The following is a 16065-nucleotide window of genomic DNA, read 5'->3' on the forward strand; positions in this document are numbered from 1 at the left end:
GACCGGGTCATGAAGGACCAGGAGAGGGCGGCCGCGGCCGGCGCGGACCGCGTGGCCGCGCCCGCCGACCACAGTTCTCGAAAGACGCCAAGTCGGCGATCACCCATGCGGGCGTCATCGCCCGAGAGGCGAACCGCGACATCACGGCCGAGGACGTCCTGCTGGGCATCCTCGCGACCGGCGACGCCGCATCCACGGCGTTGATCGAGTCGACAACCACGGTCGCGGCCTTGCGGTCCGCGTTGCAGCCGGCCGACGCCAAATAGACAGCCCGGAATTGTGCCCTTTTGGCGGGGCCCACCAGGGGTTTTGCTCGCCAAAAGAGCACACTATCGGAGGCCCCGGGGGGTCAGGCGATCAACAGGCCGGCCGCGGTGCCGATGGACCAGAGGAGCATGGCCAACCCGGTCAGTGCGAGTGCGGGGATGAGTGCCGGGCCGCCGGCGCCGGCCCGGACGGGTGCGTTGGCCTTGACGGCAAGCGGCGCGGCGACCAGTCCGAGCAACGCCCATGGGGTCGCGGCGATGAGCACCAGCGAGATCACCGACGGAATGACAACGAGGACGGTATGGAACACCCGCGTGCGTTTGTCGCCGAGACGAACCGCGAGGGTGTTCTTGCCCGACACCGTGTCGGTGGGGATGTCGCGGAGATTGTTGGCGACGAGAACGCCGCTCGAGTAACACCCGACCGCAATCGCGCAGAGAAGACCCACCCAGTCGACCGACTCGGCCTGCACGAACTGTGTACCGAGTACTGCGACCAGACCGAAGAACACGAACACCGCGACCTCACCGAAGCCGCTGTAGCCGTACGGGTTACGGCCGCCGGTGTAGTACCAGGCCGCTGCGATGCAGGCGAGTCCGATCAGGACGAGCCACCACGCACTCGCGAGGGCCAGTGCCAGGCCGGCGACGCCCGCGAGCGCAAACGCCGCGATCGCCGCGGTCTTCACCGACTTCGGGCTCGCCGCTTTCGACCCCACGAGACGCATCGGGCCCACGCGGTCGTCGTCGGTGCCGCGAATGCCGTCGGAATAGTCGTTGGCGAAGTTCACCCCGATGATCAACGCCACCGACACCACGAGCGCGAGCGCGGCCTTCCACCAGATGATCTGGTCGAGCCAGCCGGCGGCTCCGGTGCCGGCGATCACCGGTGCGATCGCGTTCGGGAAGGTGCGGGGTCTGGCTCCTTCGAACCATTGCGCTGCGGTAGCCATGAGAGCATCCTTGCGCACGGGCTCGACCCCGGTGTCCGCCGGACCCACTAGTGTGTAAGAAGCGACCCCGACCTGCAGGTTTGCCGTCGATCTGTTCATCATCAGCGAGGAAATGTGCCGTCAGTGACAGTAGCGCCGATCATCGGACTGCTGGGACCGGTGGCTGTTGCGGACGAAAACGGACAAAGGCGACCGGTGCAGGGCCTTCGCGCCCGGCGGTTGCTGACGGTGCTCGCGCTGATGCCCGGCACCCACCGATCGCAGTCAGCACTGATCGACGGGGTGTGGGGCGACGACCTGCCTCGGTCGCCGCAGTCGGCACTCCACACACAGATCTCCAGGCTTCGACCACAGCTTCCCGACGGCGCCATCGAGGTCGGGCCGAGGGGTTATCGACTCACGCTCTCCGCCGATGCAATCGATGTGTTTGTCGCGAGATCTCTTGTCGCCGAGGGGTCGACCCAGGCGCTCGACACCGCGGCGGCACTGTGGCGCGGGGATCCGGGTGAAGACCTCGGTGACGATGACCTGGCCCGCACCCTCCGCCAGACCGCTGACCGCGTCCACGACGACATCGTTGCCCATCGATCACGTAAAGCTCTGGAAGACGGCGACTTCGAGCTGGCGCGCTCGCTCGCCCAGCAACGATGCGACGCCGATCCACTCGATGAGTCCGCCCACACCACCGTCATCCGAGCACTGGCGGCTCTGGGCCGCGATGCGGAGGCTCTCGCCGTGTTCGCCCGCATCCGGCGCTCGCTGTCCGCCGAATTGGGCGCCGACCCGGGGCCGGAACTCGCTGCGTTGCATCAGCAACTGGTGAGCCGACAGGGAACCACCCCGGCGCCCGCACGTCGCGCGGCACCCGTCAGAGCGGTGGGCTTGTCGGCCGAACCGAACGAGTTGTTCGGCCGCGCTGCCGATGTCGCGAGGATCTGCCGGCTGTTCGACACCTCGCGCATGGTCACCGTGCAAGGACCTGGAGGCGCAGGAAAGACCCGTATTGCCAACAAGATCGGACACATCGTCGCCGGCGACGGCGCCCGTGTCTTCTTCGTCGAATTGGCGTCGGTTCGCGGTGACGACGACGTGCTGGCCGCGGTCGCGGGCACTCTCGGAGTCGGCGAATCCGACGTTGGTCCAGGCGGTCGGCCGAGGTTGGCGTACTCAGACCTGCGTGCGCGACTCGCCGACGCCCTGACCGCGGACACCCTGGTCATCCTCGACAACTGTGAGCACGTCATCGACGCCGCGGCGCGCATCGCGAGCGAGTTGATCGCAGCCGCAGACGGGGTGCGGATCCTGGCGACCAGCAGATCGCCGTTGCGGGTCAGCAGTGAGGTCGTCCATCAGCTGCCGACCCTCGATGTCGCCGAGAAGGGCTCGGCCGCAACGGATCTCTTCGTCGCCCGCGCACATGCGATCCGGCCGGATGTGGCGATCGACCTCGGTGAGGTCGCGGCGCTCTGCCGCGCGCTGGACGGTCTGCCGCTCGCGATCGAACTGGCCGCCGCCAGGGTCAGGACGATGACCGTCGGCGAGATCTCCCAGAGATTGACCGACCGCTTCGCGCTGCTGAGTGCGGGTAGCCGCTCGTCGCCACTGCGACATCGCACCTTGCATGCGGTGATCGAGTGGAGCTGGGAACTGCTCGACCACGCGGCGCAGGTCGCTCTGCGTCGGCTGTGCCGGTTCCCCGGTGGTTTCTCGCGGGAAGCGGCCGCGGAACTGGTGGGAGCAGGCGGTTTCGAGCTCGACGATGTCCTCGATGCGCTTGTCGACCAGTCCCTGCTGCACGTGGTCGAGAACGGTGGCGTTCGTTACCGCATGCTGGAGACCGTCCGGGAGTTCGGCGAAGAACAGATCACCGCGGCCGGCGAAGAGGCGCAGGTCAATTCGGCAATCGCTCGATGGGCCCGGAAGTTCTCCGAAGACGTCCGCGAGCCGTTCGAGAACGGACGGCAACCGGTGGCGTTGAAAGCGATCGCTGCTGAGGCCGACAATCTGGTGTGGGTGCTGCGTCGCTGCATGGAGCCCGACCCGCTTCATCGCCCCGACGCCGCGGAATTGACTCTTGTGACCTGCTTCCCAGTGCTCGCCGGCTATTGGGCCATCCGTGGTCTGCACGCCGAGGTGATGATGTGGGGGCCGCGTGTGGTCGCGGCCTTGCCCGCCGAGACACCTGCCGCGATCGCGGCGATGTCCGACGTCGAGCGCGAGAACCGCCAGGCAACCTACATTCTTGCGGCAGCGCACCTGCTGATGTCCCGACATCTGCGGTCGCTTGCCGTTGCACGGACTCGGCTTCGGAGACTTCTCGAACCTCAGCTGTCCAACCATCGTCCGATGGACTTCGCATCCGCGATCGCAACTGCCAACCACCCGCTTTCGGCGCTGCGGCTGTTGATCACTGCCCGGGACAGTCCCAACCCTCGTGTGCAGACGCTGGCGGCGGTGCTGCGGGTGAACGTCCGGGAGAACGTCGGAGACCGTGAGGGAGCCATGCGTGACGCCGTCGAGAATCTGGCACTCACCGAGGAGCGGAACGACCAGTGGATGGCGGCCGCGTCCAGGATGGAGATGGGAAGTCTCTACGGTCAGGTCGGTGATTTCGACTCCGCGCTCGAAAACTATTTCGAGGCAATTCATCTGCTGAACCAGATCGGGTCTGAGCAGGACAGTATGCAGGCGCGAGGGTATGTGGTTGCCGCTCTGATCGGATCTGGCCGAATCGACCAAGCGCGGGCGGAGTTCGCAGACCTCTCGGATGGCTGGCGGCCCAGTGACCCAGACCCGCAACTGCATCCGGAGGTCTCCGCCGGGATCCTCATCGCGGCGGCTGAACTCGAGGTCTACGACCACAAGACCGCCTCGGCGGCGGGCCTGTACGAGCGCGCGGTCCGGCTGTTGTTGAGTGAGCATCCCATGCCGGCGCAGGATCCACTTGTTGCCATGATCATCAGCACGGCGGTGTGCGGTATGGCGGTCAACGGCTCCGTCGACCGCGCCACGCCCTATCTTGCCGATCTCGCGGAGATCGTCGACCACATGGTGGGGCCCGGCGGAATGGGTGACCTTCCGCAAATGGGTTCGGTCGCACTGGGGTACGGGGTGTTGACATGTTTGCGCAAGCCCGGTTCACCAGACGGGGTGAGGCTGTTGCACTTGGCCGAACGGCTGGGTGGTCGCCGCGATTTCCCCACACTCGCGTCAGCGATGGACCGTCGATTCGAGATGTCCGGCGCCAGCAGCGAGGAATGGCGCACAGGCGAGGAGCGGATTGCCACGATGTCCCGCAGGCAAGCCGTGCGGGACATCGTGGACATCATCAAGAGGCTCAACGTCTAGGCGTTGCGCATGTACGACTTCACCGTGAGTGGAGCCATGATCGCGATGATGATGGCGGCACCCACGAGCGACCAGACGACGTGCATACCGATATGGCCGTTGTTGGTCAGCTCGCGGACCGCGCTCACCAGATGCGAGATGGGGTTGACGTTGACAAACGACTGCATCCAGCCAGGCATGGTCTCTGGCTGCACGAATGCGTTGGACATGAAGGTCAGCGGGAACAGGATGAGCATCGAGATGCCCTGTACTGCTGAGGCTTTCTTCATGATGGTGCCCATGAAGGCGAAGATCCACGACACCGCGAAGCTGCAGGTGATGACCAGCAGGGTCGCGCCGAGGACTCCCAGGGCGTCTGGTCGCCAGCCCATCGCGATGCCCACCACAAATGTGATCACAGTGGCGATCAGGTAACGGACGACGTCGGCGAGAAGTGCACCCGCCAATGGGCTTATCCGAGCGATCGGGAGCGACCGGAATCGGTCGAACACGCCCTTGTCCATGTCTTCACGCAACTGGGTACCGGTCACGATGCTGGTGACGATCACCGTCTGCACCAGGATGCCGGGAATGATGATCGGCAGGTAGTCGTGCACGCTGCCGGCGAGGGCGCCACCGAAGATGTAGGTGAACATCAGGGTGAAGATGATCGGTTGCAGCACAACGTCGAACAGCTGCTCCGGGTTGTGACGGATCTTGAGCAGACCGCGGTAGCCCATCGTGAACGACTGTCGGACAGCGTCGGCGACACTCACCGACCTGACGGGGACGGCGGTGTTGGTGGGTGCGGTGGTGATGGGTTTGTCGATGAGTGTGGTCATGCGGCTTGCTCCTCGGAAGTGGGGTCGGCGGGTTTGCCGGTGATGGTGAGGAAGACCTCGTCGAGACTCGGCTTCTGGACGTTCAGCCCTTCGATCGCAATGCCCTCCTCGCGCAACGCGATGAGGACGTCGGGCAGTAGATCCGGGCGGTCCATGGGGGCGGTGATACGTCCGGCTTCGGCGCTGAGCGTGGCCGGTTCGGACAGGATCCGTTCGATGAGTGCGGCTGCGGCCGGCGCCATCGCCTTGTCGGCGGGGGTCAGTTGCAGGGTGGACGACCCTACCGAGCTCTTCAGCTCGTCCGCTGTTCCGTCGGCGATCACCCGTCCGTGGTCGATCACCGCGATGCGGTCGGCGAGTTGGTCGGCCTCGTCGAGGTATTGGGTGGTGAGCAGCACTGTGCTGCCCCCGGCGACGAGACGGCGGATGGTGTCCCACATCTGCGCTCGGGTCCGCGGGTCGAGACCGGTGGTCGGTTCATCGAGGAAGAGCAATGGGGGAGTGGCTATCAGGCTTGCGGCGAGGTCGAGTCGCCGACGCATCCCGCCCGAGAACTGTTTGAGTGGTCGTTTGGCGGCGTCGGTGAGTCCGAACTCCTCGAGCAGGTCATGGGCCCGCTGCCTCGATGCCCGGCGACTGTTGCCGAGCAGGCGACCGAAGACGATGAGGTTCTCGGTGGCGGAAAGGTCTTCGTCGACCGACGCGTACTGGCCGGTGACACCGACGAGCGAGCGTACGGCGACCGAGTCGGCGGTCACGTCGTACCCGAAAATCTTCGCCTGCCCCTCGTCAGGCTTGAGGAGGGTGGCGAGCATGCGCACGGTGGTGGTCTTACCTGCGCCGTTGGGGCCGAGGACTCCGTAGACCGATCCGGTGGGAACCACCAGATCGACGCCATCGACGGCCTTGGTGGAACCGAAGTGTTTGACCAATCCGCGGGCCTCGATGGCCGGCGCATCGGTGTGCAGTGGTGTGTTCATGGAACAGACTCTGCGCCGGCGCGCTGTCGTGGCGCTTACAGCGGCTGTCGTGGGCTGCCAGGTGCTGTCATGGGTTCACCACGGCGGCAAGACAGTCAGGTCTCCGCGTGACACCGAGAACGTTCACAACTCAGCGAGATCGATGTGTCCGTCTTGCAATGCGCGGGCCAGCAATGCCGCTTTTGTGTTCGCCGGACGACCCACCGACGCGTATTTCAGCCTGATCCGATTCACGTGCGTGCTCACCGTGGCTGGGGTGATGAACAGCGCTTTGGCCACTTCTGCTTTTGAATCGCGCATGACCCATTCGCGCAGTATCTCTATTTCGCGAGCGGTCAGTGGTGGGGCTGGAAGGGGTTTTGATCCGTTCGACGGCAACACCAATGCAGAGCTACTCCTCGGGCAGGCCACAGGCCGGAACTTGGGTCCCCCGACCCATCAGGAGAACGTATCGCGGGTGGCGACAACTCAACAGACGTAGCTTTTGGTGTCACAAAAACTGGCCTCATCGTGAGCTATGCAAACTATTCGTCTTCGATATCGGCTTTCGAATACTTCACGATGTGATTGCCTTTTGACATCTTGCCTGATCTGTCAAGGTCTATGCGGCGGGTTCCGGAAACTCCACTGCGATAAATGGACAGGACGGTCGACCGGCCGGGTGGCAGCACGCGAATCCGTACGTCGCCGTCGCCCGCCTCGGACAGGGCATTGGTGACCACGGTGCTGGCACGGTCGCGGACCGTTGCGTCCGCGTCGTCGAGACCTCCGTCGTCGATCATCAACACCTCGACGCCCCGGCCGCGAGCCGCGCGTGCGGCCGCAGCCGTGGACGGGGTCACCAGTGCTTGCGCGCGAAGCTGATCGCGCAGATGAGCTTCGAGCAGTTCGCACGATTGCCGCTCCTGATCCGACAGGGGCGTGCCCGTGGCGATTCGTTCGAGCAGTGGGCGAGCGAGTTCGTCGAGTTCGCGTAGCCGGAGGTTGCGCTCGAACTGGGCCGCCGCAACGGCAGATGCCTCGGCCGCGCGCGACATCGACTGCTGTCGCAGCGTGAAGATCGAACGGATCGTCGGGCGGACGGCCATTGCGAGTACGGTCGCGACCGCAACTGCGCCCGAGTTGTAGATCGGTGTGGTGGCTCCGGTCCACCAGCCTGATCGGTGAGCGCCGCCCAGGCGCCGTAGACCCCGACCGTCAGGGCGATACTCGACCACGCGTATCGCGCGCGCCCTCGCAGACACATGAACACATAGATGATCGACGAATAGCCGGACACCCAGATCTGATTCGATGTCTCCAAAGGCACCGGTACCGCTGACAGCAGAAACGCCGCTGCCACAGGCGGTGACAACGCCAGGAGGAGTGCCGCAGTACGGAGCAGAGGGTCGTGCGGCAACATCACAACTGCGATGGTCGCGGCGGCCATGATGAGCACGGCGACCACCTCGGGCCACATCGGCGACACGCCACTGGTGTTCTGCAGCGCACAAAAGGCCATCGCCAGCACCACCGCACCCGTCAGCCCCCGCGCTAGGCGGGTGTGCAGGCCCAGCACCTCGCGGATGTCGGTGGGACCGGTCGGTGTCGCCAGTGTCATTGCGGCCGTCGCCATGTCAAGTCGATCCGAGTGCCCTCGCCCGGGCGTGACGCGATCTCGGCTGAGCCACCGGGCAATTGCTTCATTCGTCCTCGAACGCTGACGGCGAGGCCGAGCCGGTGGCCTGGAACCGTTGCAGTGTCGAACCCGACGCCGTTGTCGCCGACCGTCACCCGGAGAAGATTGTCGCCGGCCCTCACCTGCACCGACCGGCGGACGCCCGGCCCGGCGTGTTGAACGCTGTTGCGGAGGGCCTCGGCGAGTGCCGCGGACATCGTCCGAACGACGGCGCCCGGGTAGCGGGTGGTCGGATCAGCGGTTCCGTTGAAGCTGACCAATCGAATCGAGTCGTCCACTTCGCCGGTGGCACTGCGCAACTGACTGATGGCAGCGTCGACATCGAACTCGGCTTGTTGCCGCACCCCGGACTCGAGGACCTCGAGTTTGGTGAGTGTGTCGGTGGCCTGTTCGACCAGTGCCGGTGACATGTCGTGGCGGGCGGCGGCCAGCAATGTGGCCATCACGCCGTCGTGGGTGAGCGCGTCGAACCTAGAACGCTCATGTGCGCGTGCTACGGCCGCAGCGGCTTCGGCAGCAGCAGTGGCCGATTGGTGCCTGGTGGTGTCGAGGATGCGTCCGGATCGGATCGCAGCCACTCCCATCGCGTACGGCATCGCCGTGAGGCAAAAACTCCAGGCGATCTCGGCAGCGACCGGATTGCTGTGGTCCGCCACGCGGACCACGTCGTTGACGAACTGTACCGAGACCAGGACGAACAACCAATAGGGCAGCGACCACCGGACGCGCCACGTCAGCGCAGCGCTGAAGGCGACCACCCCGTTGAACTGGGTGAACCACATCCCTTGCGCCACATCGAGTTGCACACCGTTCCACACCAGGGGCCACGTGACGATGGTCAGTACGTAACCGATCACCACCGCACTCGACGCCGCCCGTACGGCACGAATACCTGGCCGGAACGAAAGGATGATCATCGCGATCGCCGACCCGTATACCGAGAGCAGCGCGGCCGCCGTCCACCACATCGGGACCACGTCAAGCGATCTCGTGATGACGCTGATCAGCCCGATGAAGCTGAGGCAGTACCCGATTCCGAGATAGCGGCAGAACTGCCGGATGATCTTGTCCGCGGCGGATCCGCCGCCTTCGGGATCAAAACCGGTCGCCGGGGTGCTGTTCAGCGCCGGAACAGTCGCGGTATCGGAAGCCAACCGTCCTCCAATGCCCGTTTGTAGAGGTCGGTCTTGGTCGGTGCCGGACGGCCGGCGTCGGCGTACTTGCGGCGGATCCGGGACAGGTACACATTGACGGTCTCGGTGGACAGGCCGGTGAGCGATGCAACGCGATTGGCAGGCTCACCAGATGCATAGAGTTCGAGTACCTGCCGCTGGCGCGGGCTGAGATTCACCTCGGACAGCGCCGGGTCGGCGTCGATCGCCGAAGCCCAGTCCATCGTCGCGACGGTGTTCCCGTCGGCTGCAGATCGGATGGCCTCCACCAGTTCGGTGTTGCGCACCGATTTGCGCACCACACCGAGAACGCCGGCAGCGGTGGCGGCGCGAACGAGGTCGGGGTAGTCCGCTGTGGTGAAGACCAGCACCTTGATGCCGGCAGCGTGCAATTGTTCGACGTTGGATTTCGGCGTGGAACCGTCCTCCAGTCGCAGGTCCAAGATCACCAGATCAAGGTCTTTGGTGATGGCGAGGAGCCCGTCCACGGTGCTCGCCCCCGCGGCGAAGGTCATACCGTCTGAACTATTGATGATGGCGGCAAGGCCGGTGAGCTGGGACTCGAAGTCCTCCACCACACCGATCTTCCGTTCACGGTCACCACTCTGCTCATTCATCGCACTGCTGTTTTAGCCGGTTCCCCCGATTCATATAGTTAGTTTCACCCAACCAGTAGGGATCGGGTGACAAAGAACACGAATCGTGATGCGTTCGGAAAGCGGTCGGTTTAACGCAGCCCGGGCCGTCGAACCGCCTCTGAATTACCGGCCGTGCCCGCTCAGTTGACTCCGAAGTGCCGCACGATCCACCTTGCCCGGACCCCGTCTGGGCAGGTCATCGACAAAGAACACCTGCCGGGGGACAGCGGTCTTGTCCAGCTGTTCGGCGACGACTTCCTGCAGATCTTCGGTGGTGGCAAATGCGCCGGGAGAAAGAACTATCGCCGCGACGACCTGTTCCCCGAGCCTCTCGTCGGGTAGCCCGAGAACCGCGCATTCGCTGACCGCAGGATCGGTGAGCAGGGCGGCCTCGACCACCTGCGGAACGATGGTGAGGCCCCCGGAGCTGATCGCCTCGTCGGCGCGGCCCAGTATCGACAGCGACCCGTCGACGTTCAGGGTGCCGAGATCGTCGGTGCGGAACCATCCGGGTTCGGCGAATGCCGGATGATGTGGACGGCCTCGATAACCGGACGCGACCATTGGTCCACCCAGTTGCACCCGGCCCGACGGTGAGCCGTCGATACGAATCCGCACCCCGGGCAGAGGCCGGCCGTCGTAGACGCAACCGCCGCAGGTCTCGCTCATCCCATAGGTGCGCACGATCGGAATCCCGGCGTCGATCGCTCGTTCGCGTAGCGGCGCCGGGGTGGCAGCCCCGCCCACCAGGACGGCGTCCACGCTGCGCAGGGCGGCCACAGCCGACGGGTCGGCAAGCACCTTGATGAGTTGGGTGGGTACCAGTGAGGTGTATCGGCGTGGGCCTGGCATCTTGTCAACGCCTGCGACGAGGTCGGCCGGGTCGAATCCGTCGGCGACGTCGAGGGTCACCGGATCACATCCGGCCCGCACGCTTCGCAGCAGCACCTGCAGCCCCGCGATGTGATGAGGAGGCAAGGCCAGCAGCCACGCCCCCGGCCCGCCGAGGTATTCGTGGGTGGCATCGATCGAGGCCTTCACCGATGCAGCGGAGTGCATGGCGCCTTTCGGGGTGCCGGTGGTGCCCGACGTCGCGACCACCAGCGCCACATCGTCGTCGATCGGTTCGCCCGCGCCGAGAGCCGCAGTGAGCCGCCGGGTTTCGGCCTCGTCGTGGGTGGGCACCGGTAGGTACGAGCCTGCCCCGTCCAGAAGTCGCTGCAGCGCATCGATATTGGTCGATGCGGCCGACAGAGGCAGTGGTTCGAGCAGACGTTGGTCAGCCACGGGGTCGATCATCAACCCGGCTGCTCGGGGGTCGGGGCGGGGTCGAACGGCCACCCCTGCTCCTCCAGATGCGCGCGGATCCGGGCGATGTCGGCTTCGAACGGTAGTTCGTCGGTGATCTTGGTGATGAGCACCCCGGCGTCCACTGCCTTGATGGGTTCAGGACCCTCGTTGGTCACCTGACCCTGATGGATCAGCTCTCGTGAGACAGCCTTCACCTCGTCCTCGGACAACTGGCGGCGCAACAACGCCACCAGCGGGACGTAGTCGCCGGACGGCACACCGTTCGGGTACCCGGCGCGTAGCCAGTTGACGACTCTCATCAAGAACTGCGGGCGGTCCACTACGCCTCCTTCCGGGCATCAAAACCATCGACGAACAGCGATGAACCAGCCGACCAGATTTTACTGCGACCACCTGCAGGTCGCGTCCGGGTCGATCGGTCCGAAACGGTCAGGGGTTGGCCAATGGCCATCCGGCAGCGGCGAGGCGGGCCGAAACACGTTGCACCTCTTCGCTGTCGGGTTCGACACGGGCCACCTCGGCCACGGCGGCACGGATCTCCGCTGTTGTGGGCGCCGGGCCCGAGATCTGGTCGTGCAAGTTGTCGACCACTTTGTCGAGCTGATCATCGGTGAGTGATCGACGGAGCAGAGCCAGCACGGGGTGGTAGTCGCGGGGCGGGATCCCATCGGGGTATCCACTGCGCAGCCAGTTCAAGACCGCCTCGAAAGGGTTCTCGTGCTGCGTGCTCGTTGTCATCGGGACGCGACCCTCACTCGGCGAACGGGAACAGAGTGATGCCGAAGTAGTAGTCGATCGTCTCGCGGGTGATCCACAGGATTCCGGTGACGATGACTGCGGCGATGAAGGCGAAGAGTAGGTACGCAACGTATTTGAGGGCCGGGTTGCCTGAGGACGCCGTGCCGTCGGCGTGGTTGTCGCCCGCACCCGCAGAGTGCAGACGCAAGCCGATCGCAAAGACTGCAGGCAGCCCGGCGCCGAGGATGAGCCCGACCACCAGAACCTTGAAGATTGCCTCAACGGTTTCCATCGATCACACCTTCTCGGTTTCAGCGTTGGCGGCGGCAGTCTGGGGCGGGATGATGCTGCCGGTCTTCTCGTCCCATTCGTCGTTGACGTTGTTGGCGTCAACCTTCTGCTGCTGTGCGCGCCAGTACATGTAGCCGGCGAGCGAGACCAGGATGAGGAAGATGACCACCGCTCCGGCAGCTCCGCCGACGATGTCGGCCACGTAGTAGCTCAGCGCGCCAACAAGGCCCGCCGAAGGCAGGGTGACGATCCAGGCCACAGCCATCCGGCCGGCCACCGACCAGCGGACTGTGGCGCCCTTCTTGCCCACGCCCGAACCGAGGATCGACCCGGTGGCGACCTGTGTGGTCGACAGCGCCATACCGGCGGCACTCGACGTGAGAATGATTGCTGCAGAGGAGGCCTCAGCGGCCATACCCTGGGGGGACTCGATCTCGACCAGACCCTTGCCCAGGGTGCGAATGATGCGCCAGCCACCCAGGTAGGTGCCGATGGCGATGGCCGCGGCACAGCTGAAGACGATCCAGAACGGCAGGCCGTGCTCCACGCTCGATGCATCGAGGTGGCCACTGGCGATCAACGCCATGGCGATCACGCCCATCGTCTTCTGGGCATCTCCGGTGCCGTGGGCGAGGGAGACCAGGGAGGCCGAGGCGATCTGACCCGCCCTAAAGCCTTGTGCCTTTTTGTTTTCCGCCACCTTCTTGGTGAGTGCGTAGATCATCCAGGTGCCCGCGGCGGCCACCACGCAGGCGATGATCGGGGCCATCAGAGCGGGGATCAGGATCTTCGAGGTGATGCCGTCCCAGTTGACGCCGGAGGTGCCGATCGCGGCCATGCCCGAGCCGATCAGTCCGCCGAACAGGGCGTGCGATGAGCTGGAGGGCAGACCGAACAGCCAGGTGAAGAGGTTCCAGAGGATGCCGCCGATGAGGCCGGCGAAGATGATGATCATCGCAGTCTCGGCGTTCAGACCGGCGATGAGATCGCCTTTGTCCTCACCGCTGGTCTGTTGGATCTCGAGCACATCCTTGGTGATGGTCGCGGCGACCTCCACCGAGAGGAACGCGCCGACCAGGTTCAGGATCGCGGCGATGCTCACCGCGGTTTTCGGCTTCAATGCGCCGGTGGCAATAGACGTCGCCATCGCATTTCCGGTGTCGTGGAAGCCATTTGTGAAGTCGAATCCCAGTGCTGTGATGACCAGCAGCACGAGAATCAACATTTCTGCGCTCATGAGTACTGATTCTGAGGCTGAGCTGAGGATTCTGTCGAAACGGACATGCTAGAAAGAACACCACTGAACTGGGGTTTCATTCAGCGAACCGGGCGTGTTCACCCAATGTTCATGTCACGTACGCCGAGTCGCCACACCCCTGGTTCGGCTTCGTGAGCATATGAAACACTTCTGAGGAAACGTCTCGTAACGTCGCGGTCCGTGGGAGGACACATGAAGATCGGCATGGCCATCAACTACTCGGGAGATTTTGCCGAGACCATCGATAACCTGATCGATTTCGAGAAGGTCGGCCTCGACCGGATCACGGTGGCCGAAGCCTATAGTTTCGACGCTGTCAGCCAGCTCGGCTACATCGCCGCCAAGACCTCGACGATGGAAATCGCAACCGGCATCCTGCCGATGTACTCGCGCACTCCCACCAACCTGGCGATGACCGCGGCCGGTTTGGATTACATCTCCGGTGGACGCTTCGTGCTCGGTATCGGCGCGTCCGGTCCGCAGGTGATCGAGGGCTTCCACGGCGTCAAGTACGACGCCCCGGTGGGGCGCGCCCGCGAGAACGCCGAGATCTGCCGCATGGTCTGGCGGCGTGAGCGCACGGAGTACAACGGCAAGTACTACAAGCTGCCGTTCACTAAGGAAGACGGCGGCACCGGGCTGGGCAAACCGCTCAAGATCATCAACCACCCTCTGCGCGAGCGAATCCCGATGCTGCTGGCAGCCATCGGCCCCAAGAACGTGGAGCTGGCGGCCGAACTCTTCGAGGAGTGGCAGCCGATTCTCTTCCATCCCGAGCACCTGTCGGTGGCGTTCGGCGACGCCCTGGACAAGGGCAACGCCAAGCGCGCGCCCGAACTCGGCAAGCTGGGCATCTCGGTGAATACAACCGCGTTGATCACCGATGACGAAGAGCAACGCCAGAACGCCCTCGCCTTGGTCAAGCACCACGCCGCGCTGTACATCGGCGGCATGGGCGCCCGCGGCAAGAACTTCTACAACGACCTCGCCGTCCGCTACGGATACGCCGACGCCGCCAAAGAGATCCAAGACCTCTACCTCGACGGCAAGAAGCAGGAAGCCGCGGCCGCCGTCCCCGACGACCTCGCGTCCGGCATGTCCCTCATCGGCCCCGAGAGCTTCGTCAAAGAACGCCTCACGGCCTTCGAAAGCGCTGGGATCACCACGCTTCTCGTCGCTCCTGCCACCCCCGACCATGCCGATCAGGTCGAGCAGATTCGTTTGCTGAAAGAGCTCGTCAGTTGATCTGAGGGTTGCTCGGTCTGTGGGGCGAGCTAGGCCGGGTTTGGGGTGCGGGCCCGCCGGTGCGCTCGCTGTTCTCGTCGTCGCTCGGTCTGCAGTGCGAGCTACCTCAGGTTTGGTGTGCGCGGCCACCGGCGCGCACGCGGTTCTCGTCGTTGCGCGGTCACCAGACCCGTCGGCGCTATCAGCGAAGTCCAGCCCGAACCATTGCTTGGCGGAGGATTTCTGGGAGACGACCGGCTTCGAGGTCGGCCCACGTCCACCGGACGACTTCGAGACCGAGTTGTCTGAGTCGATCTTCGCGGATCTTTTCGGCGACGACAACGTCGTTCGGCGTCTGCCTCGGCGCCATCAACCCCTGCCCGTACTTCACCAAACCGTCGAACTCGCCGACCAGTCGACCTTCCCACTCGAAATCCACTCGGGCCACGAAAACCCCTGTTGGCGTGTAGAACTCGCGTTGCAGCCGTGGGCGCGGGATGTCGCGGCTCGCCAGCATCTGCGCCCGACTCCATGACTCTCCGACGGTCTCCGCCAATTGGTCGGCGGCCGCCAACGCTGTCCGAACTGGTCCGACGCCGCGCTTGGGTCCGCAAGAATCGACCATCACCGACATCACGTCGCGGTTGGCGCCCGCTCTCAGTGCGCTGTCGAAAATCACCAGCGCCTGGTCGAAAGTGCCTGCGAGTGCGGTGTCGACCGCAGTCCGCTCGAGGCTGGTCAACGCAATCCCATCGATCTCGATGACCTCACCGGGCGCAGCCTTTCCGGCGTGCAGGTGCCGCCGACTCTCGACGCGCCCACCGCCGATCCGCCCGTTCAGCAGATGCACCCGCGCGTGGGAGGGCTTGAGGAGCGGGAGCTCATGCAACAAAGCCGCCGATGTGTGACTGACCACCAGCGGGTGGTTGCAACTTCGCGCGGCGGCGATCACGCGCAACCGGGCCAACGCGTCGTCCGACAGATCTCGTGATGTCCTCACGTACGCTCCGTGCCAGATTCGACTGAGCGCCCCGCCTCGAACGGCGCGTTTGATGTCGTCGTCGGAATACCCCAATGCAATGACGTCGCGGCGCCAGATCAAACCGTCGCCGTCTTCCATGAATTCCCCCATGAGCCGATTGTCAGTGACCTGATGGGCCCGACACCCTCGATATGCGGTGCCAATGGGGATAACCCCGGAGTTGTGGATAGTTCGCTATATATCGGTGAGCTGCCGGCGGGTTGGCGACGCCGGTGCGCTCGGGAAGTTGGGGTTTGCTCGGTCTGTAGGGCGAGCGTTTGTGAGTTGGTTGGGCCTGGGGCTCGGGCCCGCTCGGGAAGCCCGAGTTAGCTCGGTCTGCGGGGCGAGCGTTTGCGGGTTTGGTGG

General features: G+C 64.7%; 15 protein-coding genes and 1 pseudogene. 3 read left to right on the forward strand and 13 right to left on the reverse strand.

Going from position 1 to position 16065, the window contains the following annotated elements:
- Nucleotides 1–266: pseudogene (locus W823_RS58245) on the forward strand (ATP-dependent Clp protease ATP-binding subunit); the annotation flags it as partial.
- 83 nt (nucleotides 267–349) lie between these two features.
- On the opposite strand, the gene W823_RS51765 reads toward W823_RS58245, so the two are convergent.
- Nucleotides 350–1219, reverse strand: a complete 870-nt coding sequence (locus W823_RS51765) for a 1,4-dihydroxy-2-naphthoate polyprenyltransferase (RefSeq protein ID WP_031333207.1) — start codon at nucleotides 1217–1219, stop codon at nucleotides 350–352.
- Between the two features lie 123 nt (nucleotides 1220–1342).
- On the opposite strand from W823_RS51765, the gene W823_RS0130515 reads away from it, so the two are divergent.
- A complete protein-coding gene (locus tag W823_RS0130515; RefSeq protein ID WP_038254339.1) occupies nucleotides 1343–4567 on the forward strand; it encodes a BTAD domain-containing putative transcriptional regulator in 3225 nt (1074 codons plus the stop codon).
- Here the strand turns inward: W823_RS0130515 and W823_RS51770 are convergent.
- From W823_RS51770 to W823_RS51815, 11 genes are all read right to left on the reverse strand, one after another.
- Entirely contained in the window at nucleotides 4564–5388 is an 825-nt protein-coding gene (locus W823_RS51770) for an ABC transporter permease (protein WP_023961800.1), read from the reverse strand. The two genes, W823_RS0130515 and W823_RS51770, sit on opposite strands and share 4 nt — an antisense overlap.
- Entirely contained in the window at nucleotides 5385–6368 is a 984-nt protein-coding gene (locus W823_RS51775) for a daunorubicin resistance protein DrrA family ABC transporter ATP-binding protein (RefSeq protein ID WP_023961802.1), read from the reverse strand. Before W823_RS51775 ends, W823_RS51770 begins: the two co-directional genes overlap by 4 nt.
- A 123-nt stretch (nucleotides 6369–6491) precedes the next feature.
- Entirely contained in the window at nucleotides 6492–6779 is a 288-nt protein-coding gene (locus tag W823_RS59735) for a response regulator transcription factor (RefSeq protein WP_023961804.1), read from the reverse strand.
- A gap of 113 nt (nucleotides 6780–6892) precedes the next feature.
- Entirely contained in the window at nucleotides 6893–7612 is a 720-nt protein-coding gene (locus tag W823_RS0130520; RefSeq protein ID WP_152538159.1) for a hypothetical protein, read from the reverse strand.
- A 352-nt stretch (nucleotides 7613–7964) separates the two neighbouring features.
- Entirely contained in the window at nucleotides 7965–9200 is a 1236-nt protein-coding gene (locus tag W823_RS51785; protein ID WP_023961806.1) for a sensor histidine kinase, read from the reverse strand.
- Nucleotides 9167–9835, reverse strand: a complete 669-nt coding sequence (locus W823_RS51790) for a response regulator transcription factor (RefSeq protein WP_023961809.1) — start codon at nucleotides 9833–9835, stop codon at nucleotides 9167–9169. The genes W823_RS51785 and W823_RS51790 overlap by 34 nt, the downstream gene beginning before the upstream one ends.
- Nucleotides 9836–9979: 144 nt before the next feature.
- A complete protein-coding gene (gene menE, locus W823_RS51795; protein WP_369792663.1) occupies nucleotides 9980–11143 on the reverse strand; it encodes an o-succinylbenzoate--CoA ligase in 1164 nt (387 codons plus the stop codon).
- 11 nt (nucleotides 11144–11154) lie between these two features.
- Nucleotides 11155–11487: a DUF3349 domain-containing protein gene (locus W823_RS51800; RefSeq protein ID WP_023961813.1), complete on the reverse strand. Its 333-nt coding sequence runs from the start codon at nucleotides 11485–11487 to the stop codon at nucleotides 11155–11157.
- Between the two features lie 109 nt (nucleotides 11488–11596).
- Nucleotides 11597–11905: a DUF3349 domain-containing protein gene (locus W823_RS51805; RefSeq protein ID WP_023961815.1), complete on the reverse strand. Its 309-nt coding sequence runs from the start codon at nucleotides 11903–11905 to the stop codon at nucleotides 11597–11599.
- A 13-nt stretch (nucleotides 11906–11918) separates the two neighbouring features.
- A complete protein-coding gene (locus tag W823_RS51810; protein ID WP_023961817.1) occupies nucleotides 11919–12197 on the reverse strand; it encodes a hypothetical protein in 279 nt (92 codons plus the stop codon).
- A 3-nt stretch (nucleotides 12198–12200) separates the two neighbouring features.
- The gene (locus W823_RS51815; protein WP_081729897.1) at nucleotides 12201–13433 is read right to left on the reverse strand and encodes an inorganic phosphate transporter; all 1233 of its coding nucleotides are present in this window, start codon (nucleotides 13431–13433) and stop codon (nucleotides 12201–12203) included.
- A gap of 213 nt (nucleotides 13434–13646) precedes the next feature.
- Here W823_RS51815 and W823_RS51820 point away from each other — a divergent pair, with 213 nt between their 5' ends.
- The gene (locus tag W823_RS51820; protein WP_023961821.1) at nucleotides 13647–14699 is read left to right on the forward strand and encodes an LLM class F420-dependent oxidoreductase; all 1053 of its coding nucleotides are present in this window, start codon (nucleotides 13647–13649) and stop codon (nucleotides 14697–14699) included.
- 181 nt (nucleotides 14700–14880) lie between these two features.
- Here the strand turns inward: W823_RS51820 and W823_RS51825 are convergent, their stop codons facing one another.
- Nucleotides 14881–15810, reverse strand: a complete 930-nt coding sequence (locus W823_RS51825) for a type IV toxin-antitoxin system AbiEi family antitoxin domain-containing protein (RefSeq protein WP_023961823.1) — start codon at nucleotides 15808–15810, stop codon at nucleotides 14881–14883.
- Nucleotides 15811–16065 lie beyond the last annotated feature (255 nt).

It is taken from the genome of Williamsia sp. D3 (assembly GCF_000506245.1).
In the GTDB taxonomy this organism is placed as follows: domain Bacteria; phylum Actinomycetota; class Actinomycetes; order Mycobacteriales; family Mycobacteriaceae; genus Williamsia; species Williamsia muralis.

Excerpts from the sequence above, each read along its gene's own strand:
- W823_RS51815 (WP_081729897.1), bottom strand. The coding sequence starts at position 13,433 with ATGAGCGCAGAAATGTTGATTCTCGTGCTGCTGGTCATCACAGCACTG.
- W823_RS51810 (WP_023961817.1), bottom strand. The coding sequence starts at position 12,197 with ATGGAAACCGTTGAGGCAATCTTCAAGGTTCTGGTGGTCGGGCTCATC.
- W823_RS51770 (WP_023961800.1), bottom strand. The coding sequence starts at position 5,388 with ATGACCACACTCATCGACAAACCCATCACCACCGCACCCACCAACACC.
- W823_RS51820 (WP_023961821.1), top strand. The coding sequence starts at position 13,647 with ATGAAGATCGGCATGGCCATCAACTACTCGGGAGATTTTGCCGAGACC.
- W823_RS51775 (WP_023961802.1), bottom strand. The coding sequence starts at position 6,368 with ATGAACACACCACTGCACACCGATGCGCCGGCCATCGAGGCCCGCGGA.
- W823_RS51790 (WP_023961809.1), bottom strand. The coding sequence starts at position 9,835 with ATGAATGAGCAGAGTGGTGACCGTGAACGGAAGATCGGTGTGGTGGAG.
- W823_RS51805 (WP_023961815.1), bottom strand. The coding sequence starts at position 11,905 with ATGACAACGAGCACGCAGCACGAGAACCCTTTCGAGGCGGTCTTGAAC.
- W823_RS51765 (WP_031333207.1), bottom strand. The coding sequence starts at position 1,219 with ATGGCTACCGCAGCGCAATGGTTCGAAGGAGCCAGACCCCGCACCTTC.
- W823_RS51825 (WP_023961823.1), bottom strand. The coding sequence starts at position 15,810 with ATGGGGGAATTCATGGAAGACGGCGACGGTTTGATCTGGCGCCGCGAC.